The following is a 23,053-nucleotide window of genomic DNA, read 5'->3' as shown; positions in this document are numbered from 1 at the left end:
TAACTCTTCATTTCCCGGCAATGAAGCATTGACCTGACACCTTGGCTTAGGTCACATTGAATGTCGCTCAAACGAAGCGCATTCACCCCGCCCTGCACAAGGGAGCTCCCCCATGCCCATCGAACAGCGCGGAGTCGACACGATCCCCGAAGAGGAGCGGACGAGCGGTCCCCGGGACCTGGTCTCGATCCTGCTCGGCTCCAATCTCTGCCTCGGCGTGATCGTGTTCGGCTGGCTGCCCCCGTCCTTCGGACTGGGTCTGTGGCCCTCGCTGACGGCCATCGTGACCGGCACGGTCGTCGGCATCGCCTTCACCGCGCCGCTGGCGCTGGTCTCCCTGCGGACGGCCACCAACCTCTCCACCTCCAGCGGCGCCCAGTTCGGCGTCCGGGGACGGCTCGTCGGCTCGGTCGTGGGCCTGCTCCTCGCACTCGGCTACACGGCCCTGACCCTGTGGATCGGGGGTGACGTGATGGTCGGCACCCTGGCCCGGCTCGTCGGGCTCCCGGACACCGGCCTCACCCACGCGGTCATGTACGGCGTGCTGGCCGCCTTCACCGTCGTCGGGGCCGTCTTCGGCTACCGCCTGCTGCTGCGCATGAGCAAGGTCCTCTCCATCGGCATGGTGGTCCTGCTCGCCATCGGCCTCTACGCCTACGCGCCCGACTTCACCACCGCCGCGCCGTCCGGGACGGAGTACCTGCTCGGCTCGTTCTGGCCGACCTGGCTGCTGGCCGCCGTCGCGGCCGGTCTGAGCGGTCCCGTCGCCTTCATCACCCTGCTGGGCGACTACACCCGCTACATCTCCCCGAGCCGGCACAGCTCCCGCAAGGTCTTCTGGGGCACCTGCCTGGGGCTGGCGATCGGCCTCCTGGTCCCGCAGCTGTTCGGCACGTACACCGCGCTCGCCGCCGGGGCCGGCGCCGACTACGCCGGACCGCTCGTCGACGCGTCGCCCTTCTGGTACCTGGTACCGCTGCTCGCGGCGGCCGCTGCCGGTTCGGTGGGCAACGCCGGGCTGATGCTCTACTCCATGGGCCTCGACCTGGACGCGATCGTCCCCAAGGCCACTCGGACCAAGGCCACCGTGATCGCCGCCGCCGTCGCCACCGCGTTCGTCTTCGTCGGCTCCTTCGAGTGGGACGTCCAGTCCGCGATGACCTCGTTCGTCCTGCTGCTGACCGCGATCGGCACCCCGTGGGCCGTCATCACCCTGATCGGCTACGTCCGCTGCCGCGGGCAGTACGACGCCGACGCGCTCCAGGTCTTCAACCGCCGCTCGGTCGGCGGGATCTACTGGTACCGCGCGGGGTGGAACCTCCGGGCCACCGCCGCCTGGGCGATCGGCGCGGGCGTCGGCCTGCTCGCCGTGACCACCCCCTTCTACGAGGGCCCGCTGCTGGCCCTGACCGGCGGGGTGGACTGCTCCTTCGTCCTCTCGGGCCTCGCGGGCGGACTGGTCTACACGGCCCTGACCTTCCGCACGGCCGCGGCGCCCGCAGCCGCGCAGACGCCCGAACCGGCCGCCCGGGTCGCCGTCGCCGCCGACTGACGACGGCACACCGGAAGGAAGGGCCCCGGGGAGTTCCCTCCCCGGGGCCCGCCCGTTCCCCCTGCGGTCCGCGCCGGCGTCGCCGCCGTCAGCTGCTCGGGCACTGGGTGGTGGCCGCCTGCCTGACCGCGTCGTCGAGGCTCCGGATCTGCGGCTGGAGCTGGCTGAGGGCGTCCTTGCCCGTGGTGTCGCCGGGCAGGTTCTCGTAGGCCTTCTTCAGGTCCTCCGCGGAGGACTGGACGGCGTCCCGCTCGGCCGACTTCATGGTCTCGCGGCTGGCCTTGAGGTTCTTCCAGTCCGTCTGGACGGCGTTGTAGGCGTCCTGGATCTGGTCCTTCGTGGCCGTGGCCGGGTTGAGCGTCTTGAGCTTGGCGTTGTCCGCCCGCAGCTGCGTCAGGTTGCTGCACATCTCGGCGGCGGCCTTCGTGGCCTTCTCCTGCGGGGTGGTGTCGTCACTGGAGCATGCCGATACGCCGAGTACCACGGCCGCGCAGAGCAGGCCGGAGGCAATCAACCGCTTCATGGGGGTCCGCCTTTCCGCCGGCTGGCCGCCGGCGCACGAGAGAGTCACCCCGGTACGAGGGGCGTCCCGGGCCGCCCGGGCCGGTGTCCGGCGCCGGATCGGCGGGCGCGACCAAATTCGCACGCCGCTGGGCACCCCGCATCCGCGCACGAGCGGCCGTCCCGCCCGAGCGGGGACGGTGGCGCAGGGGCCGCACCGCCCCGTACGCAGGGCTCCGGGGCCGCCGCGGCACCACGGGCCGCGGCCGGCCGGGAGCCCCGCCCGGGTACGCCCGTACGGGTGGCCCGCCGGCCGCCGCGCGCCCGCACCGCCGGCCCCCGGCCCGCTCCCGGTCGCACGGGGCCGCGGGTACGACGAGGGCCCCGGCCTTGTGGCCGGGGCCCTCGTCACACGGTCGTGCCGACTAGCCGAGCGGGTGCATCCAGCCGTGGGTGTCGGCGGTGTGGCCGGTCTGGAGGTCCAGCAGCGCCTTGCGGAGCTTCATGGTGACCTCGCCCGGCTCGCCGGTGCCCTGGGTCCAGTTGGCGCGCTCCGACTTGACCGAGCCGACCGGGGTGATCACGGCGGCGGTACCGCAGGCGAACACCTCGGTCAGGGTGCCGTTCTCGTTGTCGCGCTTCCAGTCCTCGGTGCTGATCCGGCCCTCCTCGGCGGTGTAGCCGAGGTCGCGGGCGATGGTGAGGAGGGAGTCGCGGGTGATGCCCGGGAGCAGCGAGCCGGTGAGCTCGGGGGTGACGATGCGGTCGCCGTACACGAAGTACAGGTTCATGCCGCCCATCTCCTCGATCCAGCGGTGCTCGACGGCGTCGAGCCACACGACCTGGTCGCAGCCGTGGGAGGCGGCCTGGGCCTGGGCGACCAGGGAGGCCGCGTAGTTCCCGCCGGTCTTCGCCGCGCCCGTGCCGCCCTTGACGGCGCGGACGTACTCCTCCGAGAGCCAGACGGAGACGGGCTTGACCCCACCGGGGAAGTACGCGCCGGCCGGCGAGGCGATGACCATGAACAGGAACTCGTTGGCCGGACGGACCCCCAGGCCGACCTCGGACGCGAACATGAACGGCCGCAGGTACAGCGAGGCCTCGCCGGAGTCCGGCACCCAGGCGCGGTCCTGCGCGATGAGGGCGTCGCAGGCGGCGATGAACAGGTCGGCGGGAAGTTCCGGCATCGCCATGCGGCGCGCGGAGGCCTGGAAGCGCTCGGCGTTGGCCTCGGGGCGGAACGTGGCGACGGTGCCATCGGGCTGCTTGTAGGCCTTGAGGCCCTCGAAGATGGTCTGCGCGTAGTGCAGGGTCATGTTCGCCGGGTCGATCGACAGCGGCGCGTACGGGACCAGTTCGGCGTCGTGCCAGCCGCGGCCCTCGGTCCACTTGATCGTCACCATGTGATCGGTGAAGTGGCGGCCGAAACCGGGGCTGGCCAAGATCGCCTCGCGCTCCGCGTCGGACAGGGGGGTCGAGGAGGGCTTCAGCTCGATGGTGGGCGTCGTCATGAGTGCTTGTCCTTCACCGTTTGTGTATGGCGGACCGCGCTCACGCGTACTAGGACGTCCGAGCTTCCCCGTATTCCGCGGCCTCGCGTTCGATTATCGCGCGCGAGGTGTCCTCGGAGAAACGGGGTGATGCGGCCCAGGGGAGATGGTGGCACCCGGGGCCGCGCAGGAGAAGCCGCCGGGTGCGGTGATCGCGACCCGGCGGCTTCCTGGGTGTGGAGCTCTGCCGGGTCAGCCGGCTACGCGCGCGGCGAGGGCGTCGCCGATCACGTCGGTGGAGCGGAACGTGCCGTCGCGCTCGGCCAGGTCGGCGGAGACCGCTTCCTCGATGCGGACGGCCTGGGCCTCGTAGCCCAGGTGGCGCAGCAGGAGGGCGACGGAGAGGATCGTCGCGGTCGGGTCGGCCTTGCCGGTGCCGGCGATGTCCGGGGCCGAGCCGTGGACGGGCTCGAACATGGACGGGAAGGCGCCGGTCGGGTTGATGTTCCCGGAGGCGGCCAGGCCGATTCCGCCGGTCACGGCCGCGGCCAGGTCGGTGAGGATGTCACCGAAGAGGTTGTCCGTGACGATGACGTCGAAGCGCTCGGGCTGGGTGACGAAGAAGATCGTCGCGGCGTCGACGTGCAGGTAGTCGGTGGTGACCTCGGGGTACTCCCGGCCGACCTTGTCGAAGATGTTCTTCCACATGTGGCCCGCGTACACGAGGACGTTGTTCTTGTGGACCAGCGTCAGCTTCTTGCGGGGGCGGGAGTTCGCCCGCTCGTACGCGTCACGCACGACGCGCTCCACGCCGTACGCGGTGTTGATGCTGACCTCGGTGGCCACCTCGGCCGGCGTCCCCGTGCGCAGGCTGCCGCCGTTGCCGGTGTACGGGCCCTCGGTGCCCTCGCGGACCACGACGAAGTCGATCTCCGGACGGCCGGCCAGCGGGGTGGCCGTATTGGGGAAGAGCTTCGACGGGCGCAGGTTGATGAAGTGGTCGAACGCGAAGCGGAGCTTCAGCAGCAGCCCGCGCTCGAGGACCCCCGAGGGGACCGAGGGGTCGCCGATGGCGCCCAGCAGGATCGCGTCGTGGTGCTTGAGGCTTTCGAGCTCCGCGTCCGGGAGGGTCTCGCCGGTGCGGTGCCAGCGCTGGGCGCCGAGGTCGTATTCCTTGGTCTCCAGCTTCACATCCTGGGGCAGGACCGCGGTAAGGACCTTGAGGCCCTGAGCCACGACTTCCTGGCCGATGCCATCACCGGGGATCACTGCGAGATTGATGCTGGTCGACATGCCGGAACCGTACTCCCTGTCCCAGCCCTCAGACATCTTCCGTCCACCATGTGGACCAGTGGCTGCGGGGCCTCCCGGGGTTGCGGCCCGGGCGGCGGGGCTGGGACGGAGGGGGTGACGGCGGCCCCGCGAGGTGGCTCAGTGTCCGGTGGCGCCGCCGTTGTCGCGGCGGTCGAGCGCCCGCTGGAGCGCGGCGGCGGCGTTCTTGCGGTCGGCGTCGGCCGTGGAGGAGTGGCGGACGCGGCGGACCGCGGCGGTGGTGGGGGTCATGGTGATCGACTCCTTGAGATCACGGCGTGGCGGGGCCACGGATGAGGGGTTCCTTCAAGGCGCCGGAAGAGGCGGGGAGCGGTGCGCCGCAGGGGTTGCCTGCCAAGGGCGCGCTCTCGACCGCCATTCGCCGGATCGGCGAGACGTTCGGCTCCTACAAAGCTAGGGCAGGTGCCGCTGTCTGTCTCCGCAATTACTCGGACTTCCTAGTATCTGAGACGGGAATGACTCGAACACAGCGCCGGTGCGACGCCGATCCGGTTCCGCTTTTCAGCCGCTTACGAGCGGATTTCCCTGATCAGAGCCATGACAGCGAGCGTGGACGCTGATTCCGGGGTGGTGACGTATCCCACCCGCCTCGTGGGCCTCCCGGGCCCCAGGTCCGCGATCTCGACGGACCCGCCGGCCTCGCGCAGGGACAGCTCGGGCAGGATCGCCATCCCCAGTCCCCGGCCGACCATGGTCAGCACCATCCCGTCGTCCTCCGCCTTGACGGTGGCCCGCGGGATCCAGTCCTGGGCCGCCCACCAGGAGCGGGTGGAGGAGCCGCAGTTCTCGTCCCAGTCCAGCAGGGGCAGCGCCTTCGGGTCGGGGTGCCCCGCCGGATGGACCAGTGCGTACGCCTCCTCGGCGATCAACCCGCTCAGGAGGCCGGACGGCAGCTCCGCCGAGCCCCCGAGGGTGGCTATGCCCAGGTCGGCCCGGCCCGCCAGCACCTCACCGGCGGCGCCGGCGCCGAGTTCGCGCACGACCCGGACCTCGGGCCGCAGCCCCGGGTGGCGGGCCGTGAGGCGCTCCAGGACGGGCGGCAGCAGGTGCAGGGCCGCACTGCGGAACGCCGCGATGCGCAGCACCCCCTCGAGCGCCCCGGCCGCCCCGGCCGCCCCGTCCGGGGCCCGGCCGGCGCTCCGGGCTTCGGCGCCCAGTACCTCGTACAGGCGCAGGATGCGCCGGCCCACGGCGACGGCCCGCTCGCCCGCCGGGGTGGGCACCGCCCCTGCGCGCCCCCGCGCGAACAGCACCGCGCCGACCTTGGCCTCACTGCCGCGCACCGAGTGGGAGACGGCCGACTGTCCGATGCCGAGCGCGGCGGCCGCGGCGGAGAAGCCGCCGGTCTCGGCGACGGCGACCAGGATGCGCAGTTCCTGCGGAGCGAGCTCGGCCACGCCTGCTCTCACCTCGTTCTATGAGCGGGATTCATGGGTGTGCGGCTTCCATGAGCCCAACCCCCTGCCCGGCCCCGTGATTCCTTCCTACGGTCACTGCCATGACCACGCAGACCGGCTACGCCGTGCACCAGATCACCCGCCCCCGCGGCTTCCCCCTCGCCACCGACTTCGCCTACGTGCGCACCCCGGTCCCCTCCCCCGCTCCCGGGACCGCCGTGGTCCACAACCTCCTGCTCTCCGTGGACCCTTACCACCGCGGGCTGATGGACGGCGGCGAGGGCGGCTTCGAGCTGGACGCCCCGCTGGAGGGGCGCGCGGTCGGGCGGGTCATCGCCTCCCGGGACCCCGGGCTGGCCGAAGGCGACCTCGTCTTCCACCGGCAGGGCTGGCGCACCCACGCCCTGGTCGCCCTGGGCGCGGACGGCACCCGCAGACTCCGCGGCCACGAGGGCGTCCCGCTCGAGGCGTACCTCTCCATCCTCGGCGGCACCGGCCTGACCGCGTACGCCGCCCTGACCCGGACGGCGGCCCTGCGCGAGGGCGAGGACCTCTTCGTCTCCGCCGCCGCGGGCGGGGTGGGCACGGCGACCGGGCACATCGCCCGCCTGCTCGGCGCCCGCCGGATCATCGGCAGCGCGGGCTCGGCCGCCAAGGTCGCCCACCTGACCGGCCGGCTCGGCTTCGACGCCGCCTTCGACTACCACGACGGCCCGGTCGGCGAGCAGCTCGCGCAGGCCGCGCCCGGCGGTATCGACGTCTACGTGGACAACGTCGGCGGCGACCACCTCGCGGGGGCGATCGACGTGCTGCGCGAGTTCGGGCGGATCGCCTGGGTCGGCGGGATCTCGATGTACAACGGCGACCGCTCCCCCGCCGCGCCGCGCAACCTCTTCGAGATCGTGCACAAGTCGCTGCGGCTGGAAGGGGTATTGGTTCGCCATCACACCAATCTCCAGGACGAACTGGAGGAGTTCCTGGTCCCGCACCTGCGCAACGGGCGAATCGGTACGGATACCACGGTCGTCCAGGGATTCGAGCACACGGTGGACGCCTTCCTCGGCCTGCTCCGCGGGGAAAATCTGGGCAAGATGCTCGTTCGCGTCGACACCTGATTCCGGCCACCCGGAAGTTCACCGACTACTTGCCGCACGGATGTAGACCTTTGACCCGGCGCCCGCCACTCTTTCGCTCAACGTGCCAGCCGGGCACTTGAGTGGGAGGCGAGCAGCCAGTGACACCGATCAGCCGCAGGGGTTTCGTGGGTATCGGCGCCGGGCTGGTGGCGGGGGCCGCCCTGCCCGCGGTCACGCCGACGACGGCAGCCGCGGCGGCCGCGACCGGCACGATCACCGATGTGAAGCACGTGGTCATCCTCATGCAGGAGAACCGCAGCTTCGACCACTACTTCGGCAGGCTGAGGGGTGTCCGCGGCTTCGCCGACCGTGCGGCCGGCAACATCCCGGGCGGCTGGGGCACCTTCAACCAGTCCAACTGGGGCGGGCGCCAGCACCCCTGGAAGCTGAGCGCCACCCCGGCCGCCGGCGGCGTGGACGGCGAGACCCTCGCCCAGTGCAACGGCGACCTCCCGCACAGCTGGACCTCGCAGCACGCCGCCTGGAACAAGGGCCGGATGGACAACTGGGTCCTCGGCGTCGGCAACACCCGCACCCTCGGCTACCTCGACCGGGGCGACATACCCTTCCACTACGGGCTCGCCGACAACTACACGGTCTGCGACGCCTACTTCTGCTCCACCCTCAGCGCCACCGGCCCCAACCGCACCTTCCTGTGGAGCGGCAAGGTCGACGCGGGCAGCAAGGACGGCGGCGACGAGTCCGGGCTCACCTGGGAGACGTACGCCGAAGCCCTCCAGCGGGCCGGGATGAGCTGGAAGGTCTACCAGAACGCCCAGGACAACTACGGCGACAACGGCCTGGCCTACTTCAAGAAGTTCACGGACGCGGCCCCCGGCAACCCGCTGTGGGACCGGGGCATGGGCTCGGTCCCCAAGGTCACCGGCTCCACCCCCGATGACATCGCGGCGGCGATCCGCGCCGACGTGGTCGCCGGCACCCTCCCCCAGGTGTCCTGGGTCGTGGCCAGCGAGGCCTTCTCGGAGCACCCGTACGCGCCCCCCGGCGACGGCGCGCACTTCGTCGACCTGGTCTACCGGGCGCTCGCCGCGAACCCGGAGGTCTTCGACTCCACGGTCCTCTTCCTCAACTACGACGAGAACGACGGCTTCTTCGACCACGTCGCGCCGCCGATCGCCCCGCCCGGCACCCCCGGCGAGTACATCGACGGCACCCCCATCGGCCTCGGCTTCCGCGTGCCGATGATCGTGATGTCCCCGTGGACCCGGGGCGGCTGGGTCAGCTCCGAGGTCTTCGACCACACCTCCGTCCTGCGCTTCATGGAGACGTGGACCTCGGCCCTGGGCACTCCTGCCACCTGCCCCAACATCAGCGCGTGGCGCCGCAAGGTCACCGGCGACCTGACCGGGGTGTTCGACTTCGCGCACCCCGTCTACGGCGTCCCCTCCGGGCTGCCCCCGACGGCGAAGGTCATCGGCCAGTCGACCTGCGGCCCGCTGCCCAACCCCGCGCCGCAGGACAACGCCCTGCCGGCGCAGGAGGCCGGGACCCGTCCCGCGCGGGCCCTGCCGTACCAGGTCAACGGCAACCTCGACCGCTTCGAGTTCGGGGCGGCGGGCAAGATCCTGGCCTGGTTCTCGATGACCAACCAGGGTGCGCAGGCGAAGCAGGCGGCGCACTTCTCGATCCACCCGCACCAGTACCGGGACACGGCGGCCTGGCAGTACACGGTCGACCCCGGCTCCACGGCTACGGACTACTTCAACATCGGGCTCGGCAGCGGCTCCGGCAAGTACGACATCTCGATGTACGGGCCCAACCGCTTCCTGCGGCGCTTCATCGGCGACGCGTCGAAGGCCGGCAAGTCGGTTGAGGTCGCGGCCCGCTACGCGGTGGAGCCCGGCACGGGCAAGACGGCGCTCTACCTCAAGATGACCAACGCCTCGGCCGCGCCGGTCACCTTCACGATCCGCTCGAACGCCTACCGCACCGACGGCCCGTGGACGTACACCGTCCCGGCGAACTCCTCCCGCGAGGACTACTTCAACGCGGTCGCGTACAGCAACGGCTGGTACGACTTCACGATCCTGGCGGACTGCGACGGCACCTGGTCGCGCCGCTACACGGGCCACATCGAGACGGGCGCGCCGAGCATCTCGGGCTGACCGCGGTCGCTGCCGGCCGGCCCGGAGCAGGGCCGGCCGGAGCGCGCCCCGCCCGGAGGGCGTCCCGCCTACAGGACGTCCCCGTCGCGCCAGTCGAAGTCGAGCCGCCCGGCCGGGTCCAGCCGGACCCCGCCGGGCGGCGACCACACGTACGTGGACCCCTCCTCGTCGGGAAGCCGCACCGCCCCCTCGGGGGCGAGCACCCCGATCGGTCCCGGCCACACCGACCAGCCCCGGCCGAGGTAGAGCCGGGCGCCGTCCTGCGACGCCGAGAGGGCGCCGAGCACGTAGGCCCGTCCGATGACCGCCTCCAGGCCGGCCATCACGGCGCTCCCGATCCCGCTGCGCCGCCGGTCCGCCCGGACGGCCACGGCCTCGACGTACCCGGTGCGCAGGGCCCGCCCCCGGTGCAGCACCCGCCGCTGGACCACGCTCCCGTGCGCGACGAGTTCGCCGCCCTCGTGCACCAGGGCGTGCATCCCGCCGAGCGCGTGCTCGAAGTCCTCGTCGGCGAAGTCCCCGTCGAACGCGGCGTCCAGCAGCGCCCGGACCTCCTCCAGCGCGCCGGGCGCCAGTTGGGAGGTGTGCGCGAGGACTGTCCGTGTATCGGTCATGGAACCAGTGTCTCCCGGCCAGGGATCGACCGGCACGGCCCTGGCCTCCCCGCGGCCGCCCGCGCACACTCGCTGCATGGCTCCCGAGACCCAGCAGTGGACCCCGACCCACGGCGATCCCTACCGGCCCGTCCCCTACCGGCCCGAGCGGATGCCGAGCACCGAATCCCTCGCGCGCGCCGCGCAGTTGCGGGCGCGGATGGACGAGCGGCGGACCGTACGCCACTTCTCCACCGACCCCGTGCCGGAGCAGGCCGTCCGGGACGCCATCGCCTGCGCCGCGACCGCCCCCTCCGGCGCGCACCAGCAGCCGTGGACGTTCGTCCTGGTCAAGGACCCGGACGTCCGCCGGCAGATCCGCGCCGCGGCGGAGCGGGAGGAGCAGGTCTCCTACGACGGCCGCCTCGGCGAGGAGTGGCTCGCCGCGCTGCGCCCGATCGGCACGGACGCCGTCAAGACCCACCTCACTGACGCCCCCGCCCTGGTCGTGGTCTTCCAGCAGCGCTACTGGCTGGGGCCGGACGGCACGAAACACAAGCACTACTACGTCGACGAGTCGGTCGGCATCGCGGTCGGCATGCTGCTGTCAGCGCTCCACCTCAGCGGTCTTGCGGCGCTGGTCCACACCCCGAGCCCGATGCGGTTCCTCTCCCAGGTCCTGGACCGCCCGGCTAACGAGAAGGCCTTCGCCGTCATCCCGGTCGGCTACCCCGCGGACGACTGCGAGGTCCCGGACCTGGTGCGCAAGTCCCTGGACCAGGTCCTGGTCGAGGTCTGAGGGCCCCAGGCCGCCCCTATGGGGCGTCGTGGATCCGGTACGAGGCCTCGTGGAGCCGGCCGAGCAGCGCCAGCAGGGTGTCCCGCTCCGCCGGTTCCAGCGGCGCGAGGAACTCGGCGTTCGCCGCCTGCGCCAGGGCCGTGCAGCGGGCCAGGGTGTCCGCACCGGCCGGGGTGAGGCTGACGGCGTTCTTGCGGCGGTCGGCGGGATCCGGCGTGCGCAGGACGAGGCCCGCGCCCTGGAGGTGGTTGAGCAGGCCGACGAGGTCCTTGGGGTCGATGGCGAGCCGGCGGCCCAGGTCGGCCTGGGCGAGGGGGCCGTACTCGTCCGTCGCCGCGAGTACCGCGTGGTGCGCGAGCTTGAGCCCCTCCGTGGCGAGCGCGTCGGCGACCAGGGCCCGCCCGTGGGCGGCCACCCGGCCGACGAGCCAGCTCGGCAGGGTCTGGATGTGGGCGAGCGCTGAGGTCTTGGGCGCGGGGTTCATGGGCACAGCCTATCGAGAAACCGTTGGACATCCCCACGATCTCCGTTACCGTTGGGACATCCAACGAAATCGATCGAGGGAGGTTCCGTGCTGCGTGTCCGGTACGAGGTCAACGGCGGCCCCGAGGTGCTGTTCGGCGAGGAAGCCGAAGTCCCCCGCCCGTCGGCCGGCGAGCTGCTGGTCCGCGTGGAGGCGATCGGCGTCACCCTGCCCACCGTCCGCAAGGTGCGCGAGAGCAGCGAGCCGATGCCGCTGGGCGGCGAGGTCGCCGGCACCGTGGAGGCCCTCGGCGCCGGCGTGACGGGCTTCGCCGTCGGCGACCGCGTCACCGGACTCTGCTTCGCCCAGGCCTACGCGGAGTTCGCCGTCCTGCACACCGCCATGGCCTCACGCGTCCCCGACGGCGCGAGCGCCGTCGAGGCGATCGCCCTCGTGCGCAGCGGCCTGGTGGCGCGCGGGGCGTACGAGGCCGCCCGCCCGGAGCCCGGCGAGTCGGTCCTGGTGACGGCGGCGGCCAGCGCCACCGGCACGCTCGCGCTCCAGTACGCCAGGGCGGGTGGCGCCGGGCGGGTGGTGGCCGCCGTCAGCGACCCCGCCAAGGGGGACTTCGTCCGCTCCCTCGGCGCCGACGAGGTCGTGCTGTACCGGGACGACGACTGGGGAGACCCGTACGACATCGTCCTGGACGGCGTCGGAGGCGACCTGCTCTCCCCCGCCGTACGCGCCCTCGCGCCCGGCGGCCGCCTGGTGGCCTTCGGCTCCGGCGGCGGCACGGTGGAGGCGTACGAGCTGCTGGTCCGCGGCGCGTCGGTGATCGGCTTCCAGATGCGGGCCATCGCCCTCGGCAAGCCGGCGCTGTACGCCCGCTGGCTGCGCGAGGTGTGGCAGATGCGGGACGCGGGCACCCTGCGCGCGTCGGTCCACGAGGAGATCCCGCTGGCCGAGGCGGCCCGCGCGCACACGGTGGTCGAGCGGCGCCGCAACCTCGGCAAGGTGGTGCTCGTGCCGTGACCCCGCTCTCCCGGACATGGAAACCGCCCCCGATCCGGACTTGGGGGTACCGGAACGGGGGCGGGGTTCAGCGGGGGGCCGTCAGCCCATGTGGGGGTACGCGTAGTCCGTGGGCGGGACCAGCGTCTCCTTGATGGAGCGGGTCGAGGTCCAGCGCAGCAGGTTCGACGCCGCGCCGGCCTTGTCGTTCGTACCCGAGGCACGGCCGCCGCCGAAGGGCTGCTGGCCGACGACGGCGCCGGTCGACTTGTCGTTGATGTAGAAGTTGCCCGCCGCGAAGCGGAGCTTGTCCATCGCGTCGGCCACCGCGTAGCGGTCCTGCGCGATGACGGCGCCGGTCAGGGCGTACGCCGACACCGACTCCATCTGCTCCAGCATCGCGTCGAACTGCTCGTCCTCGTAGACGTGGACGGCCAGGATCGGGCCGAAGTACTCGGTCGTGAAGACCTCGTTCGCCGGGTCCGTGCACGCGATGACGGTCGGGCGGACGAAGTAGCCCTCCGAGTCGTCGTACGTGCCGCCCGCGACGATGGTGCAGGTCGGGTCGGCCTTGGCGCGGTCGATGGCGGCCTTGTTCTTGGCGAACGAGCGCTCGTCGATGACGGCGCCGATGAAGTTCGTCAGGTCGCGGACGTCACCCATGGCGATGCCGTCGACCTCGGCCGCGAAGGCCTCCTTGAAGCCGTCGTTCCAGATCGACGCCGGGATGTAGGCGCGGGAGGAGGCCGAGCACTTCTGGCCCTGGAACTCGAAGGAGCCGCGGGTCAGGGCCGTCTTGAGGATGTCGCGGTCCGCGGACGGGTGCGCGACGACGAAGTCCTTGCCGCCGGTCTCGCCGACCAGGCGCGGGTAGGAGCGGTACTTCTCGATGTTGTTGCCGACCGTCTTCCACAGGTACTGGAAGGTCTTGGTCGAGCCGGTGAAGTGGATGCCCGCCAGCTCGGGGTGGTTCAGGGCCACCTCGGAGACGGCGATGCCGTCGCCGGTCACCAGGTTGATGACGCCCTTGGGCAGACCGGCCGCCTCCAGGAGCTCCATCAGCAGGACCGCGGAGTGCGTCTGCGTCGGGGACGGCTTCCACACGACCACGTTGCCCATCAGGGCCGGGGCGGTCGGCAGGTTGCCGGCGATGGCCGTGAAGTTGAACGGGGTGATCGCGTAGACGAAGCCTTCGAGCGGGCGGTGGTCGCTGCGGTTCCACACGCCGGCGCTGTTCGCGGCCGGCTGCTCCGCCAGGATCTGGCGGGCGAAGTGGACGTTGAAGCGCCAGAAGTCGACGAGCTCGCAGGGGGTGTCGATCTCGGCCTGCTGGGCGGTCTTCGACTGGCCGAGCATCGTGGACGCGGCCAGCTTCTCGCGCCAGGGACCGGCCAGCAGGTCGGCGGCGCGCAGGATGATCGCGGCGCGGTCGTCGAAGGACATCGCGCGCCAGGCCGGGGCGGCGGCCAGGGCGGCGTCGACGGCCTCCTGGGCGTCGGCCTCGGTGGCGTTGGCGTAGGTGCCGAGCACCGACTTGTGGTCGTGCGGCTGCACGACGTCGAAGCGCTCGCCGCCGCCCATCCGCTTGACGCCGTTGATCGTCATGGGGAGGTCGACCGGGTTCTCGGACAGCTGCTTGAGCTGGATTTCGAGACGTGCGCGCTCCGGGCTGCCGGGGGCGTACGAGTGGACCGGCTCGTTGACCGGCGCGGGGACCTGGGTCACAGCATCCATGGGGCTGGTAACTCCTTGAGCTAGTTCTGGACCTAGTTCTTGGTGATCATCGAGCGGAGGAAGAAGAGGAGGTTGGCCGGCTTCTCCGCCAGGCGGCGCATGAAGTAGCCGTACCAGTCCGTCCCGTAGGCGGTGTAGACACGCATCCGGTGGCCCTCGGCGGCCAGCCGCAGGTGCTCTTCGCCGCGGATGCCGTACAGCATCTGGAACTCGTACTCGTCCAGTTTGCGCCCGGCCGCCCGCGCGAGCTCCTGTGCGATGGCGATCAGACGCGGGTCGTGGGACCCGATCATCGGGTACCCCTCGCCCTCCATCAGGACTTTCATGATCCGGACGTACGCCTTGTCGATCTCGGCTTTGTCCTGGTAGGCGACCTCGGCGGGCTCCTTGTAGGCACCCTTGACGATGCGCACGCGGCTGCCGGCGGCGGCGAGGCGCCGGGCGTCGGCCTCGGTGCGGAAGAGGTAGGCCTGGATCACGCAGCCGGTCTGCGGGAAGTCGCGGCGCAGCTCCTCGTGGATGGCGAACATCGAGTCGAGGGTGGTGTGGTCCTCGGCGTCCAGGGTGACGGTGGTGCCGATGGCGGCGGCGGCCTCGACGACGGGGCGGACGTTGGCGAGCGCCAGCTCGTGACCGCCCTCCAGCGCCTGTCCGAACATGGACAGCTTGACGGACATCTCGGCCTTGTCGCCCAGACCGAGGGCGCCGAGCCGCTCGATCAGCTCCAGGTAGGCGTCCCGCGCGGCGTGGGACTGCTCCACGGTGGTGATGTCCTCGCCGACCACGTCGAGGGTGACCTCAAGGCCCTTGCGCGTGAGGTCTTCGACGATCGGGATGACCTGGTCGACCGTCTCACCGGGGATGAACCGGTTCACCACGGGCTTGGTCACGGGGGCGGCAGAGACGATTCGGCGCATCTTGTCGCTGCGCGACGCGGCGAGGATCGCGGGACCCAGCACGGGGCACCTCCAACGGGTGGCAGAAGCGGACATACGATCCGTCGCCGGATGGGCGGAGGACGTAAGAAAAACGCAAGTAAAACCACCGTGAAACCTAAGGATCTCCACGATCCTCTGCTATCGACAGCTGTCACGCATCCGTGGCGGCTATCTCATACATATGTCTGACGACCGGTGCGCAGGGTGGGAGAATGTGCGGGTGAAGGGCGATTACCAGGACCTGGTGGACGAGATCTCGGCGCTGGTCGGCGCCCCGGCGACGCTGGAGAACCGGGACTTCCGCCTCATCGCCTTCGGCGCGCACGACAGCGACGACGATCTCGCCATGGACCCGGTACGGACCCGTTCGATCCTCACCCGGCAGTCCACCGCGGCCGTCCGCGCCTGGTTCGAGGCGTTCGGCATCGCCCGCGCCACCGGACCGGTACGGATCCCGGCGGCGCCCGACGCGGGGGTGCTCCGGGGCCGGACCTGCCTCCCCGTGCGGTACCGGGGCATCGTGCAGGGCTACGTGTGGCTCCTGGATCCGGAGCCCGGATCCGGCGAGGGACCCGGCCCGGCGGCGCTGGCCTCCGCCATGGAGGTCGCCGAGCGGATCGGGGTGCTGCTCGCGCAGGAGGCCAGGGCGGGGGCGGACCTCTCGCGGGAGTTCCGTACCGCCCTCACCGCCGGGCGGGGCTGGGAGCGGGAGATGGCGGAGGCCGCGCTGCGCTCCGCCCTCGGCCCGGACGGGGACGGCCTGCACACCGTGGTGTGCCTGACCCCGTGGGCCGCGGAGGCGCCGGGCTCGGTGGCGGGCGCGGCGGCGGTGTGCGTGGCCCCGTCCCCGGGGCCGCCGGGGCTGGCCGTGCTGGTCAGGCTCCGCTCGGCGGACGCGCTGACCCCGGCAGAGACGGTGGCGGCCCGGCTGCTGCCCCGGGACACCGCCGCGGCCACCGCCGGGATCGCGGAGCCCCGTCGCGGGACGGCGGGGCTCGCCGACGCCTGGTCCCAGGCCTGGGCCGCGGCCCGGGCGGCGGCCGCGCAGCCCCGGCTCGGCCCGGTGGCCCGCTGGTCGGCGATCGGCCCGTACCGGATGCTGGCCACCCTGGCGACGACCCCGCCGGACGACCCGGCGACCCGCGCACTCCTCGCCCCCGCCCACCGCGAACTGGCCCGCACGGCGGAGGTCTTCCTCGACTGCGCGGGCCAAGCCGGCCGCGCGGCAGCCGCCCTCGGCATCCACCGCCAGACCCTGTACTACCGCCTGGGCAGAGTGGAGCACCTGACGGGCCTCGACCTGGACGAGGGCGAGGACCGCCTCCTGCTCCACATGGCCCTCAAAACGGCCCGCCTGCGCTGACCGGGGCGGTCACTTGGCCGCGAACGGGCCGCCGGCTCCGAAGGCGTGTTCCGCGAAGCGTTCGCCGATGCGGCGGTGGCCGGTGGCGTCGGGGTGGATGCCGTCCGGGAGGGGGAGGCCGGCGAGGTCCGGCTCGCCGTAGAGGGCGCGGCCGTCCAGGTAGTGCAGGTGGGGGTCCTGCGCCGCCCGGGCCGCGGTGATCCGGGCCAGCTCGTCACGGATGACGTTGAGCGTCAGCCGCCCGGCGGCCCGCTCCGCCGGGTCGCCCGTCGCCCGGAACCTCAACGTCCCGCCCTCGAACTCCGGCGCGAGGGGCCCGGGAGTGTCCTCCTGGACCGGGCACAGGATCGGCGAGACGACGAGCAGCGGCACGCTCGGGTGCCCCTCGCGGAGGGTGTCGAGGAAGCCGTGGACCGCCGGACCGAAGGCGCGCAGCCGCATCAGGTCGGTGTTGACCAGGTTGATGCCGATCTTGACGCTGATCAGGTCGGCGGGGGTGTCCCGCATGGCCCGGGCGGTGAACGGGTCGAGCAGGGCGTTGCCGCCGAATCCGAGGTTGATCAGCTCCACGCCGCCCGCGCGCGCGGCGACGGCCGGCCACGTCCCGGTCGGACCGGAGTCCCTCGAACCGTGGCTGATCGAACTGCCGTGGTGCAGCCACACCCTGCGGCCGTGGCCGGCCGCCTCCCCGACGGGCGCGTCGGTGCGCAGGGCCACCAGCTCGGTGATCTCCGCCTGGGGCAGCCAGATCTCGATGTCCTTCTCCGCGGCGGCCAGCCCGGTGAACCGGACGGTGGCGACCGGCCCGGGCTCGGTCACCGTGGATCCGGTCGCCATGTCGACGGTGAGCACGTTCCCGCCGACGGCGGCGGCCCGGGCCGTCACGCGGCCGTCGACGACCAGTTCGTACACGCCGTCCGGCTGCGCCGGGGCGCCCCGATAGGCCACCTTCGTGGGCAGGACGTCCAGTTCGACGGCGGTGGTGCGACTGCGGAACGCGAGGCGGACACCGGAGGGCTGGGACTCGACCATCGCGAGGTAGGGGTCGGGGCACTGCCTGCGCGCCCAGCCCGGCAGCCGGTGGGGGAGCAAGCCGTGCGCGGTGCGCTCCAGTTCGAGCGCACCGCGCAGGATGTGGGGTCCGACAGGGGTGGTGGTCCAGTCCGCCACTTTGGCCTCCTTAAGGGGTGACCAGCGACGATAGCCACACGGCATGACGGGGCGCCGCATGGTTTTCCCCCGGCCCCCTGGCATCCCCCGGCTCCCTGGCATCCCCCGGCTTCGCCGCCCGCCCGGCCCGCTACGCGCCGTCGTCGCCCTTCGCCTGTCCCCCCGCGGCCCGGAAGATGCCCTCGGCGGCCATGCGCATGCCCTCGGTGAACTCCTCGGCCGTGGCCGCCGACTCGGGATCGAAGATCCACTGGATCATCAGGCCGTTCAGGAGCGCCTGGTAGAACGCTCCGAGCGTGCGTACGTCCCGGTCCGTCAGCTCGTCCTCCGGCCGGCCCGTCATCAGCGCGATCATGCCCTTGCGCCCCTCGCCCTGCGAGGCGGCGAGGAGTTGGCGCAGCTGCGGCAGCCGCTCGCCGCCGAGTGCGACCTCCATGCTCGCCGCCCACAGCGGGCCGCTCTGCTCGTGCCCGGACACGACGCCCTCCCACACCGAGCGGAACCGTTCCAGCGAGCCGTCCTCGCCGACCCGGTCGGCCGTCCAGGTGTCGCCCCACTGCTGGATGAGTTCGATGTAGGCCTGGGTCAGCAGCGCGTCCTTGGAGCCGTAGTGGTAACCGATGGACGCCAGGTTGGTACCCGAGGCGTTGACGATGTCGCGCGCGGTGGTCCGCACGAAACCCTTCTCCATCAGGCACTTCTTCGCGCCCACGAGCAGATCTTCACGATGTCCCATGGCCGCAGCATAACAAGACAAGCGTCCTAGACGAGCGTCTCTGACAAACGTTCCACACAGTCGTACTAGACAAGCGTTTATGACGTCTGTACATTTCTTCTCATGACGAACCCCGCTGCTACAGCACGCCTCGCCGGCCGCCGTGAATGGATCGCCTTCACCGTCCTCGTGCTGCCCCTGCTCCTGGTCTCGATGGACGTATCCGTCCTCTACTTCGCCATCCCCGCCATCACCCGGCAGCTGGACCCGAGCGCGACCCAGCAGCTGTGGATCTTCGACAGCTACGCCTTCGCCCTCTCCGGACTCCTCATCACCATGGGTTCGCTGGGCGACCGGATCGGCCGCCGCAAGCTGCTGCTGATGGGCGCGGCCGCCTTCGGCCTCGCCTCCGTCGGCGCCGCCTACGCCACCAGCCCCGAGATGCTCATCGCGGCCCGCGTCCTCCTCGGCATCGGCGGTGCGACCCTGATGCCGTCCACGCTGGCGCTGGTGCGCAACCTCTTCCAGGACGACAAGCAGCGCGGCCAGGCCATCGCGATCTGGTCCGGCGTCATGACCGGCGGCATCGCACTCGGTTCCGTGATGAGCGGCCTGATGCTGAACCACTTCTGGTGGGGTTCGGTCTTCCTCATCAACGTCCCCGCGATGCTGCTCCTGCTGCTCCTGGTCCCCGTGCTGGTCCCGGAGTTCAAGGACCCGGCCCCCGGCCGCTTCGACCTGCTGAGCGTCCCGCTCTCGATGGCCGCCGTCCTGCCGCTGGTGTACGGCCTCAAGGAGATCGCCGCCGAGGGCTTCGAGCCGCTCTACCTCGGCTGCGTCGCGGTCGGCCTGGTCTTCGGCTACGTCTTCCTGCGCCGCCAGCGCACCCGTGAGGACGCCATGATCAGCCGGGCGCTCTTCCGGGGCCGCGGCTTCGGCGCCGGCATCGGCCTCAACACCGTCGCCGCCTTCGCCATGATGGGTTCGGCCTACTTCACCACCCAGTACCTCCAGTCGGTCCTGGGCATGGGCACCCTCGAAGCGGCCCTGTGGAGCCTCGCCCCCTCGCTGGCCATCGGCGCCGCCGCCCCCGTCGGAGCGGCCCTCGCCCAGAAGACCGACCGGGCCCACGTCATCGCCGGCGGGTTCGTCCTCGCCGCGGTCGGATTCGCCCTGATGGGGCTCCTCGACACCGACTCGCTGTGGCTGCTGCTGGTCGCGGCCGGCGTCCTCGCCTCCGGCATCGTGACGGTGATGTCCCTCGTCTCCGACATGGCGCTGGGTTCGGCCCCCGCCGAGAAGGCCGGTTCGGCCGCCTCCCTGCTGGAGACGGGCCAGGAGTTCGGCGGGGCCCTCGGGATGGCGCTCCTCGGCAGCCTCGGCACCGCCGTCTACCGCGGTGACCTGGCCGGCTCGGACCCCGCCGTACGGGAGACCCTGGGCGGCGCGGTCGCGGTGGCCCAGCGGCTCGGCGGGGAGGCGGGCGGGCAGGTCCTCACGGTGGCCCGGGAGGCCTTCGTCCACGGGATGCGGTACGCGGCCTGGGGCGGCACGGCGTTGCTGCTCGCGGCGGCGGTGCTCGCGGTGGTCTCGATGCGGGGCATCGCCGCTCCTGCCCCGGCCGAGGCGGAGCCGGCCGAGGGTCCCGGAGCCCTCGTCCACTGAGCCTCGTACACGAAAAAAGCGGAAGGGCCCGGGGGAACCCGGGCCCTTCCGCCGCGCGTACGGCAGATCAGGTGAGGCTGACCGTGCGCGCCGAGACGGCGCCGATCTCGGCGGCGATGTCCGCGAGGACGTTGGCCGGGACCTCCGCGTCGACGGTGAGGACGCCGAGCGCCTCGCCGCCCTCCTCGGCGCGGGCGACCTGCATGCCCGCGATGTTCAGGCCGGCTTCGCCGAGGATGCGGCCGACGGTGCCGACGACGCCCGGGCGGTCGGCGTAGCGCAGGACGATCATCTGGTCGGCGAGCGCGAGGTCGAGGTCGTACTCGCCGATGCCGACGATCTTCTGCAGGTGCTTGGGGCCCGCGAGCGTGCCGGAGACCGAGATCTCCTGACCGTCCGACAGGGTGCCGCGCACGGTCACCACGTTGCGGTGGTCCGGGGACTCCGAGCTGGTGGTCAGCCGGACCTCGACGCCGCGCTCCTGCGCGAACAGCGGCGCGTTGACGTAGGAGACCGTCTCGTCGACGACGTCCTCGAACACACCCTTGAGGGCGGAGAGTTCCAGCACCTTGACGTCGTGCTGGGTGATCTCGCCGCAGACCTCGACGTCGAGGCGGACCGCGACCTCGCCCGCGAGGGCGGTGAAGATGCGGCCGAGCTTCTCGGCGAGCGGCAGACCGGGACGCACGTCCTCGGCGATGACGCCGCCCTGGACGTTGACCGCGTCGGGCACGAGCTCACCGGCGAGGGCGAGGCGCACCGACTTGGCGACCGAGACACCGGCCTTCTCCTGGGCCTCGTCCGTGGACGCGCCGAGGTGCGGGGTGCAGACGACCTGGTCGAGCTCGAACAGCGGGGAGTCCGTGCAGGGTTCCTTCGCGTACACGTCCAGGCCGGCGCCGGCGACGCGGCCCTCCTTGATGGCGGAGTACAGCGCGGCCTCGTCCACGATCCCGCCGCGGGCGGCGTTGACGATGCGGACGGACGGCTTCACCTTGTGCAGGGCCTCGTCCCCGATGAGACCGAGGGTCTCGGGGGTCTTGGGCAGGTGCACGGTGATGAAGTCCGCGACCTCCAGCAGCTCGTCCAGCGTCAGCATCTTGACGCCCATCTGGGCGGCGCGCGCGGGCTGTACGTAGGGGTCGTACGCGACGACCTTCATGCCGAAGGCGGACATGCGCTGGGCGACGAGGACGCCGATGCGGCCGAGGCCGACGACACCGAGGGTCTTCTCGCTCAGCTCGACGCCGGTGTACTTGTTCCGCTTCCACTCGCCGTTCTTGAGGGCGGTGTTGGCCTGCGGGATGTTGCGGGCGGTGGCGACGAGCAGGCCGCAGGCCAGTTCGGCGGCGGTCACGATGTTCGAGGTCGGCGCGTTCACGACCATCACGCCGGCCTTGGTGGCGGCGGAGACGTCGACGTTGTCCAGGCCGACACCGGCGCGGGCGACGACCTTGAGCTTCTTCGCGGCGGCGATGGCCTCGGCGTCGACCTTGGTGGCGGAGCGCACCAGGATCGCGTCGACGTCCGCGATCGCGGGCAGCAGTTCCGCGCGGTCGGCTCCGTTGACGTGCCGGATCTCGAAGTCAGGGCCGAGCGCGTCCACGGTGGCGGGCGACAGCTCTTCGGCGATGAGTACGACAGGTTTCGAGCTCACGTGGGTCCTCACAAGTCCAGTGCGGACGGCCGTCCCGACGGCCGCAGGCGGTGGAGGGGGTAGCCGCGTGGAAGACGCACGACACTGTGGGCCTGACGCGTTGTGTTGAGCAGTGTAGTAGCGCTTCCGGGCCGGAACTCCGCCTGTACGGAAGGATCACCCGTCCGTGATTGGCCGGGGTGGACAATCGGCGGCTTCGGAGGGTACCGATCCGGCCTGATCGGCTGCGCGGTGACACCGCGGCGGCCGGGGCCGGTGGTGTGCGGCGAGGCCGGGACACGGTCCCGGACCCGCCGCCTCACCGGATCAGCTCTCGTCGTTGTCGACCCAGCTCATCAGCTTGCGCAGCTTCTTGCCGGTGGTCTCCAGCAGGTGCGCCTCGTCGGCCTTCTTGTACTCGTTGTACTTCGGCAGACCGGCCTTGTACTCGGCCATCCAGGTGTTGGCGAACTCGCCGCTCTGGATCTCCGCGAGGACCTTCTTCATCTCGGCCTTGGTGGCGTCCGTGATGATGCGGGGGCCGGTGATGTAGTCGCCCCACTCGGCGGTCTCGGAGACCGACCAGCGCATCTTCTCCAGGCCGCCCTCGTACATGAGGTCCACGATGAGCTTGAGCTCGTGCAGGCACTCGAAGTACGCGATCTCCGGCTGGTAGCCGGCCTCGGTCAGGGTCTCGAAACCGGCCTTGACCAGGGCGGACGCGCCACCGCAGAGGACGGCCTGCTCGCCGAACAGGTCGGTCTCGGTCTCCTCGGTGAAGGTCGTCTTGATGACGCCGGCGCGGGTGCCGCCGATACCGGCCGCGTACGAGAGCGCGAGGGCGAAGGCGTTGCCGGTGTAGTCCTGCTCGACGGCGGCGATGCAGGGCACGCCGCGGCCTTCCTCGTACTGGCGGCGGACCAGGTGGCCCGGGCCCTTCGGCGCGACGAGGGCGACGTCCACGTTGGCCGGGGGCTTGATGAAGCCGTAGCGGACGTTGAAACCGTGACCGAAGAAGAGCGCGTCGCCGTCCTTGAGGTGGTCCTTGACGGACTCCTCGTAGATCTCGGCCTGGAGCGGGTCCGGGGTCAGGATCATGATGACGTCGGCCCACTCGGCGGCCTCGGCCACGGGGAGGACCTTGAGGCCCTGCTCCTCGGCCTTGGCCTTGGACTTAGAGCCTTCCTTCAGACCGACCACGACAGGGACGCCGGAGTCGCGCAGCGACAGCGCGTGGGCGTGGCCCTGGCTGCCGTAGCCGATGACCGCGACCTTGCGGCCCGCGATGATGGACAGGTCGGCGTCGTTCTCGTAGAACAGCTCGGCCACTGGGATATCTCCTTGGTGCGCTGGTGTTGCTCCCACCGTACGGCGGGGAACGGAATGTGAGTTTCTCGGTCTCGCCATGCGGGCGGCTTGCGTGTCGTCGCCG

Annotated in this window: 20 protein-coding genes; 7 read left to right on the top strand and 13 right to left on the bottom strand. The window is 71.6% G+C overall.

What is annotated here, in order from left to right; all coding sequences use genetic code 11:
- Positions 1-112: 112 nt before the first annotated feature.
- Positions 113-1,552 (top strand): cytosine permease, encoded by a 1,440-nt coding sequence (locus OHA81_RS22400; protein WP_329198583.1) that lies wholly within the window; start codon positions 113-115, stop codon positions 1,550-1,552.
- Positions 1,553-1,640: 88 nt separating this feature from the next.
- On the opposite strand, the gene OHA81_RS22395 is transcribed toward OHA81_RS22400, so the two are convergent.
- From OHA81_RS22395 to OHA81_RS22375, 5 genes are all read right to left on the bottom strand, one after another.
- The gene (locus OHA81_RS22395; protein WP_329198581.1) at positions 1,641-2,075 is read right to left on the bottom strand and encodes a hypothetical protein; all 435 of its coding nucleotides are present in this window, start codon (positions 2,073-2,075) and stop codon (positions 1,641-1,643) included.
- Positions 2,076-2,478: 403 nt separating this feature from the next.
- Positions 2,479-3,564, bottom strand: coding sequence for a branched-chain amino acid aminotransferase (locus tag OHA81_RS22390; protein ID WP_329198580.1), 1,086 nt, complete (start codon positions 3,562-3,564; stop codon positions 2,479-2,481).
- A 231-nt stretch (positions 3,565-3,795) separates the two neighbouring features.
- Positions 3,796-4,836 (bottom strand): 3-isopropylmalate dehydrogenase, encoded by a 1,041-nt coding sequence (locus tag OHA81_RS22385; protein WP_329198578.1) that lies wholly within the window; start codon positions 4,834-4,836, stop codon positions 3,796-3,798.
- Between the two features lie 138 nt (positions 4,837-4,974).
- Positions 4,975-5,106 carry a hypothetical protein gene (locus OHA81_RS22380; RefSeq protein WP_107417083.1) on the bottom strand — a complete coding sequence of 44 codons (132 nt, stop codon included), beginning with the start codon at positions 5,104-5,106 and terminating at the stop codon, positions 4,975-4,977.
- 278 nt (positions 5,107-5,384) lie between these two features.
- Positions 5,385-6,272 carry a LysR family transcriptional regulator gene (locus tag OHA81_RS22375; protein WP_329198573.1) on the bottom strand — a complete coding sequence of 296 codons (888 nt, stop codon included), beginning with the start codon at positions 6,270-6,272 and terminating at the stop codon, positions 5,385-5,387.
- A 101-nt stretch (positions 6,273-6,373) separates the two neighbouring features.
- On the opposite strand from OHA81_RS22375, the gene OHA81_RS22370 reads away from it, so the two are divergent.
- Together OHA81_RS22370 and OHA81_RS22365 are read left to right on the top strand one after the other, a co-directional pair.
- Positions 6,374-7,387, top strand: coding sequence for an NADP-dependent oxidoreductase (locus OHA81_RS22370; protein WP_329198571.1), 1,014 nt, complete (start codon positions 6,374-6,376; stop codon positions 7,385-7,387).
- A gap of 119 nt (positions 7,388-7,506) precedes the next feature.
- Positions 7,507-9,534, top strand: coding sequence for a phosphocholine-specific phospholipase C (locus OHA81_RS22365; RefSeq protein ID WP_329198569.1), 2,028 nt, complete (start codon positions 7,507-7,509; stop codon positions 9,532-9,534).
- 68 nt (positions 9,535-9,602) lie between these two features.
- Here OHA81_RS22365 and OHA81_RS22360 read toward each other — a convergent pair whose 3' ends face one another.
- Positions 9,603-10,148, bottom strand: a complete 546-nt coding sequence (locus OHA81_RS22360; protein WP_329198568.1) for a GNAT family N-acetyltransferase — start codon at positions 10,146-10,148, stop codon at positions 9,603-9,605.
- Positions 10,149-10,224: 76 nt separating this feature from the next.
- On the opposite strand from OHA81_RS22360, the gene OHA81_RS22355 reads away from it, so the two are divergent.
- Entirely contained in the window at positions 10,225-10,926 is a 702-nt protein-coding gene (locus OHA81_RS22355; RefSeq protein WP_329198566.1) for a nitroreductase family protein, read from the top strand.
- 16 nt (positions 10,927-10,942) lie between these two features.
- Here the strand turns inward: OHA81_RS22355 and OHA81_RS22350 are convergent, their stop codons facing one another.
- Complete coding sequence (locus OHA81_RS22350) at positions 10,943-11,410, bottom strand: MarR family winged helix-turn-helix transcriptional regulator (protein WP_329198564.1); 468 nt, start codon at positions 11,408-11,410, stop codon at positions 10,943-10,945.
- An 87-nt stretch (positions 11,411-11,497) separates the two neighbouring features.
- Here OHA81_RS22350 and OHA81_RS22345 point away from each other — a divergent pair, with 87 nt between their 5' ends.
- Positions 11,498-12,421 carry a quinone oxidoreductase family protein gene (locus OHA81_RS22345; RefSeq protein ID WP_329198562.1) on the top strand — a complete coding sequence of 308 codons (924 nt, stop codon included), beginning with the start codon at positions 11,498-11,500 and terminating at the stop codon, positions 12,419-12,421.
- 81 nt (positions 12,422-12,502) lie between these two features.
- Here OHA81_RS22345 and pruA read toward each other — a convergent pair whose 3' ends face one another.
- Together pruA and OHA81_RS22335 are read right to left on the bottom strand one after the other, a co-directional pair.
- Complete coding sequence (pruA, locus tag OHA81_RS22340; RefSeq protein WP_329198560.1) at positions 12,503-14,134, bottom strand: L-glutamate gamma-semialdehyde dehydrogenase; 1,632 nt, start codon at positions 14,132-14,134, stop codon at positions 12,503-12,505.
- Between the two features lie 32 nt (positions 14,135-14,166).
- Positions 14,167-15,093 (bottom strand): proline dehydrogenase family protein, encoded by a 927-nt coding sequence (locus tag OHA81_RS22335; protein WP_329198558.1) that lies wholly within the window; start codon positions 15,091-15,093, stop codon positions 14,167-14,169.
- A 199-nt stretch (positions 15,094-15,292) separates the two neighbouring features.
- Here OHA81_RS22335 and OHA81_RS22330 point away from each other — a divergent pair, with 199 nt between their 5' ends.
- Positions 15,293-16,435: a PucR family transcriptional regulator gene (locus tag OHA81_RS22330; protein WP_329198557.1), complete on the top strand. Its 1,143-nt coding sequence runs from the start codon at positions 15,293-15,295 to the stop codon at positions 16,433-16,435.
- Between the two features lie 9 nt (positions 16,436-16,444).
- On the opposite strand, the gene OHA81_RS22325 is transcribed toward OHA81_RS22330, so the two are convergent.
- Together OHA81_RS22325 and OHA81_RS22320 are read right to left on the bottom strand one after the other, a co-directional pair.
- A complete protein-coding gene (locus OHA81_RS22325; protein ID WP_443056618.1) occupies positions 16,445-17,605 on the bottom strand; it encodes a GDSL-type esterase/lipase family protein in 1,161 nt (386 codons plus the stop codon).
- A 130-nt stretch (positions 17,606-17,735) separates the two neighbouring features.
- Positions 17,736-18,341, bottom strand: coding sequence for a TetR/AcrR family transcriptional regulator (locus OHA81_RS22320; protein WP_329198553.1), 606 nt, complete (start codon positions 18,339-18,341; stop codon positions 17,736-17,738).
- A 102-nt stretch (positions 18,342-18,443) separates the two neighbouring features.
- Between OHA81_RS22320 and OHA81_RS22315 the strand changes: the two genes are divergently transcribed.
- Positions 18,444-19,985: an MFS transporter gene (locus OHA81_RS22315; protein WP_329198551.1), complete on the top strand. Its 1,542-nt coding sequence runs from the start codon at positions 18,444-18,446 to the stop codon at positions 19,983-19,985.
- A 67-nt stretch (positions 19,986-20,052) separates the two neighbouring features.
- On the opposite strand, the gene serA is transcribed toward OHA81_RS22315, so the two are convergent.
- Both serA and ilvC read right to left on the bottom strand, forming a co-directional pair.
- Positions 20,053-21,642, bottom strand: coding sequence for a phosphoglycerate dehydrogenase (gene serA, locus OHA81_RS22310; RefSeq protein ID WP_329198549.1), 1,590 nt, complete (start codon positions 21,640-21,642; stop codon positions 20,053-20,055).
- Between the two features lie 306 nt (positions 21,643-21,948).
- The gene (gene ilvC / locus OHA81_RS22305; RefSeq protein WP_136214557.1) at positions 21,949-22,950 is read right to left on the bottom strand and encodes a ketol-acid reductoisomerase; all 1,002 of its coding nucleotides are present in this window, start codon (positions 22,948-22,950) and stop codon (positions 21,949-21,951) included.
- Positions 22,951-23,053 lie beyond the last annotated feature (103 nt).

It is taken from the genome of Streptomyces sp. NBC_00667 (assembly GCF_036226825.1).
GTDB lineage: Bacteria > Actinomycetota > Actinomycetes > Streptomycetales > Streptomycetaceae > Streptomyces.
Note: the sequence above shows the minus strand (reverse complement) of the source record. Positions and strands in the feature narration are given on the sequence as shown.

Bases quoted from the DNA above. Each gene is read 5' to 3' on its own strand.
- OHA81_RS22400 (WP_329198583.1), top strand. From the start codon at position 113: ATGCCCATCGAACAGCGCGGAGTCGACACGATCCCCGAAGAGGAGCGG.
- OHA81_RS22395 (WP_329198581.1), bottom strand. From the start codon at position 2,075: ATGAAGCGGTTGATTGCCTCCGGCCTGCTCTGCGCGGCCGTGGTACTC.
- OHA81_RS22390 (WP_329198580.1), bottom strand. From the start codon at position 3,564: ATGACGACGCCCACCATCGAGCTGAAGCCCTCCTCGACCCCCCTGTCC.
- OHA81_RS22385 (WP_329198578.1), bottom strand. From the start codon at position 4,836: ATGTCGACCAGCATCAATCTCGCAGTGATCCCCGGTGATGGCATCGGC.
- OHA81_RS22380 (WP_107417083.1), bottom strand. From the start codon at position 5,106: ATGACCCCCACCACCGCCGCGGTCCGCCGCGTCCGCCACTCCTCCACG.
- OHA81_RS22370 (WP_329198571.1), top strand. From the start codon at position 6,374: ATGACCACGCAGACCGGCTACGCCGTGCACCAGATCACCCGCCCCCGC.
- OHA81_RS22360 (WP_329198568.1), bottom strand. From the start codon at position 10,148: ATGACCGATACACGGACAGTCCTCGCGCACACCTCCCAACTGGCGCCC.
- OHA81_RS22355 (WP_329198566.1), top strand. From the start codon at position 10,225: ATGGCTCCCGAGACCCAGCAGTGGACCCCGACCCACGGCGATCCCTAC.
- OHA81_RS22350 (WP_329198564.1), bottom strand. From the start codon at position 11,410: ATGAACCCCGCGCCCAAGACCTCAGCGCTCGCCCACATCCAGACCCTG.
- pruA (WP_329198560.1), bottom strand. From the start codon at position 14,134: ATGGATGCTGTGACCCAGGTCCCCGCGCCGGTCAACGAGCCGGTCCAC.
- OHA81_RS22320 (WP_329198553.1), bottom strand. From the start codon at position 18,341: ATGGGACATCGTGAAGATCTGCTCGTGGGCGCGAAGAAGTGCCTGATG.
- OHA81_RS22315 (WP_329198551.1), top strand. From the start codon at position 18,444: ATGACGAACCCCGCTGCTACAGCACGCCTCGCCGGCCGCCGTGAATGG.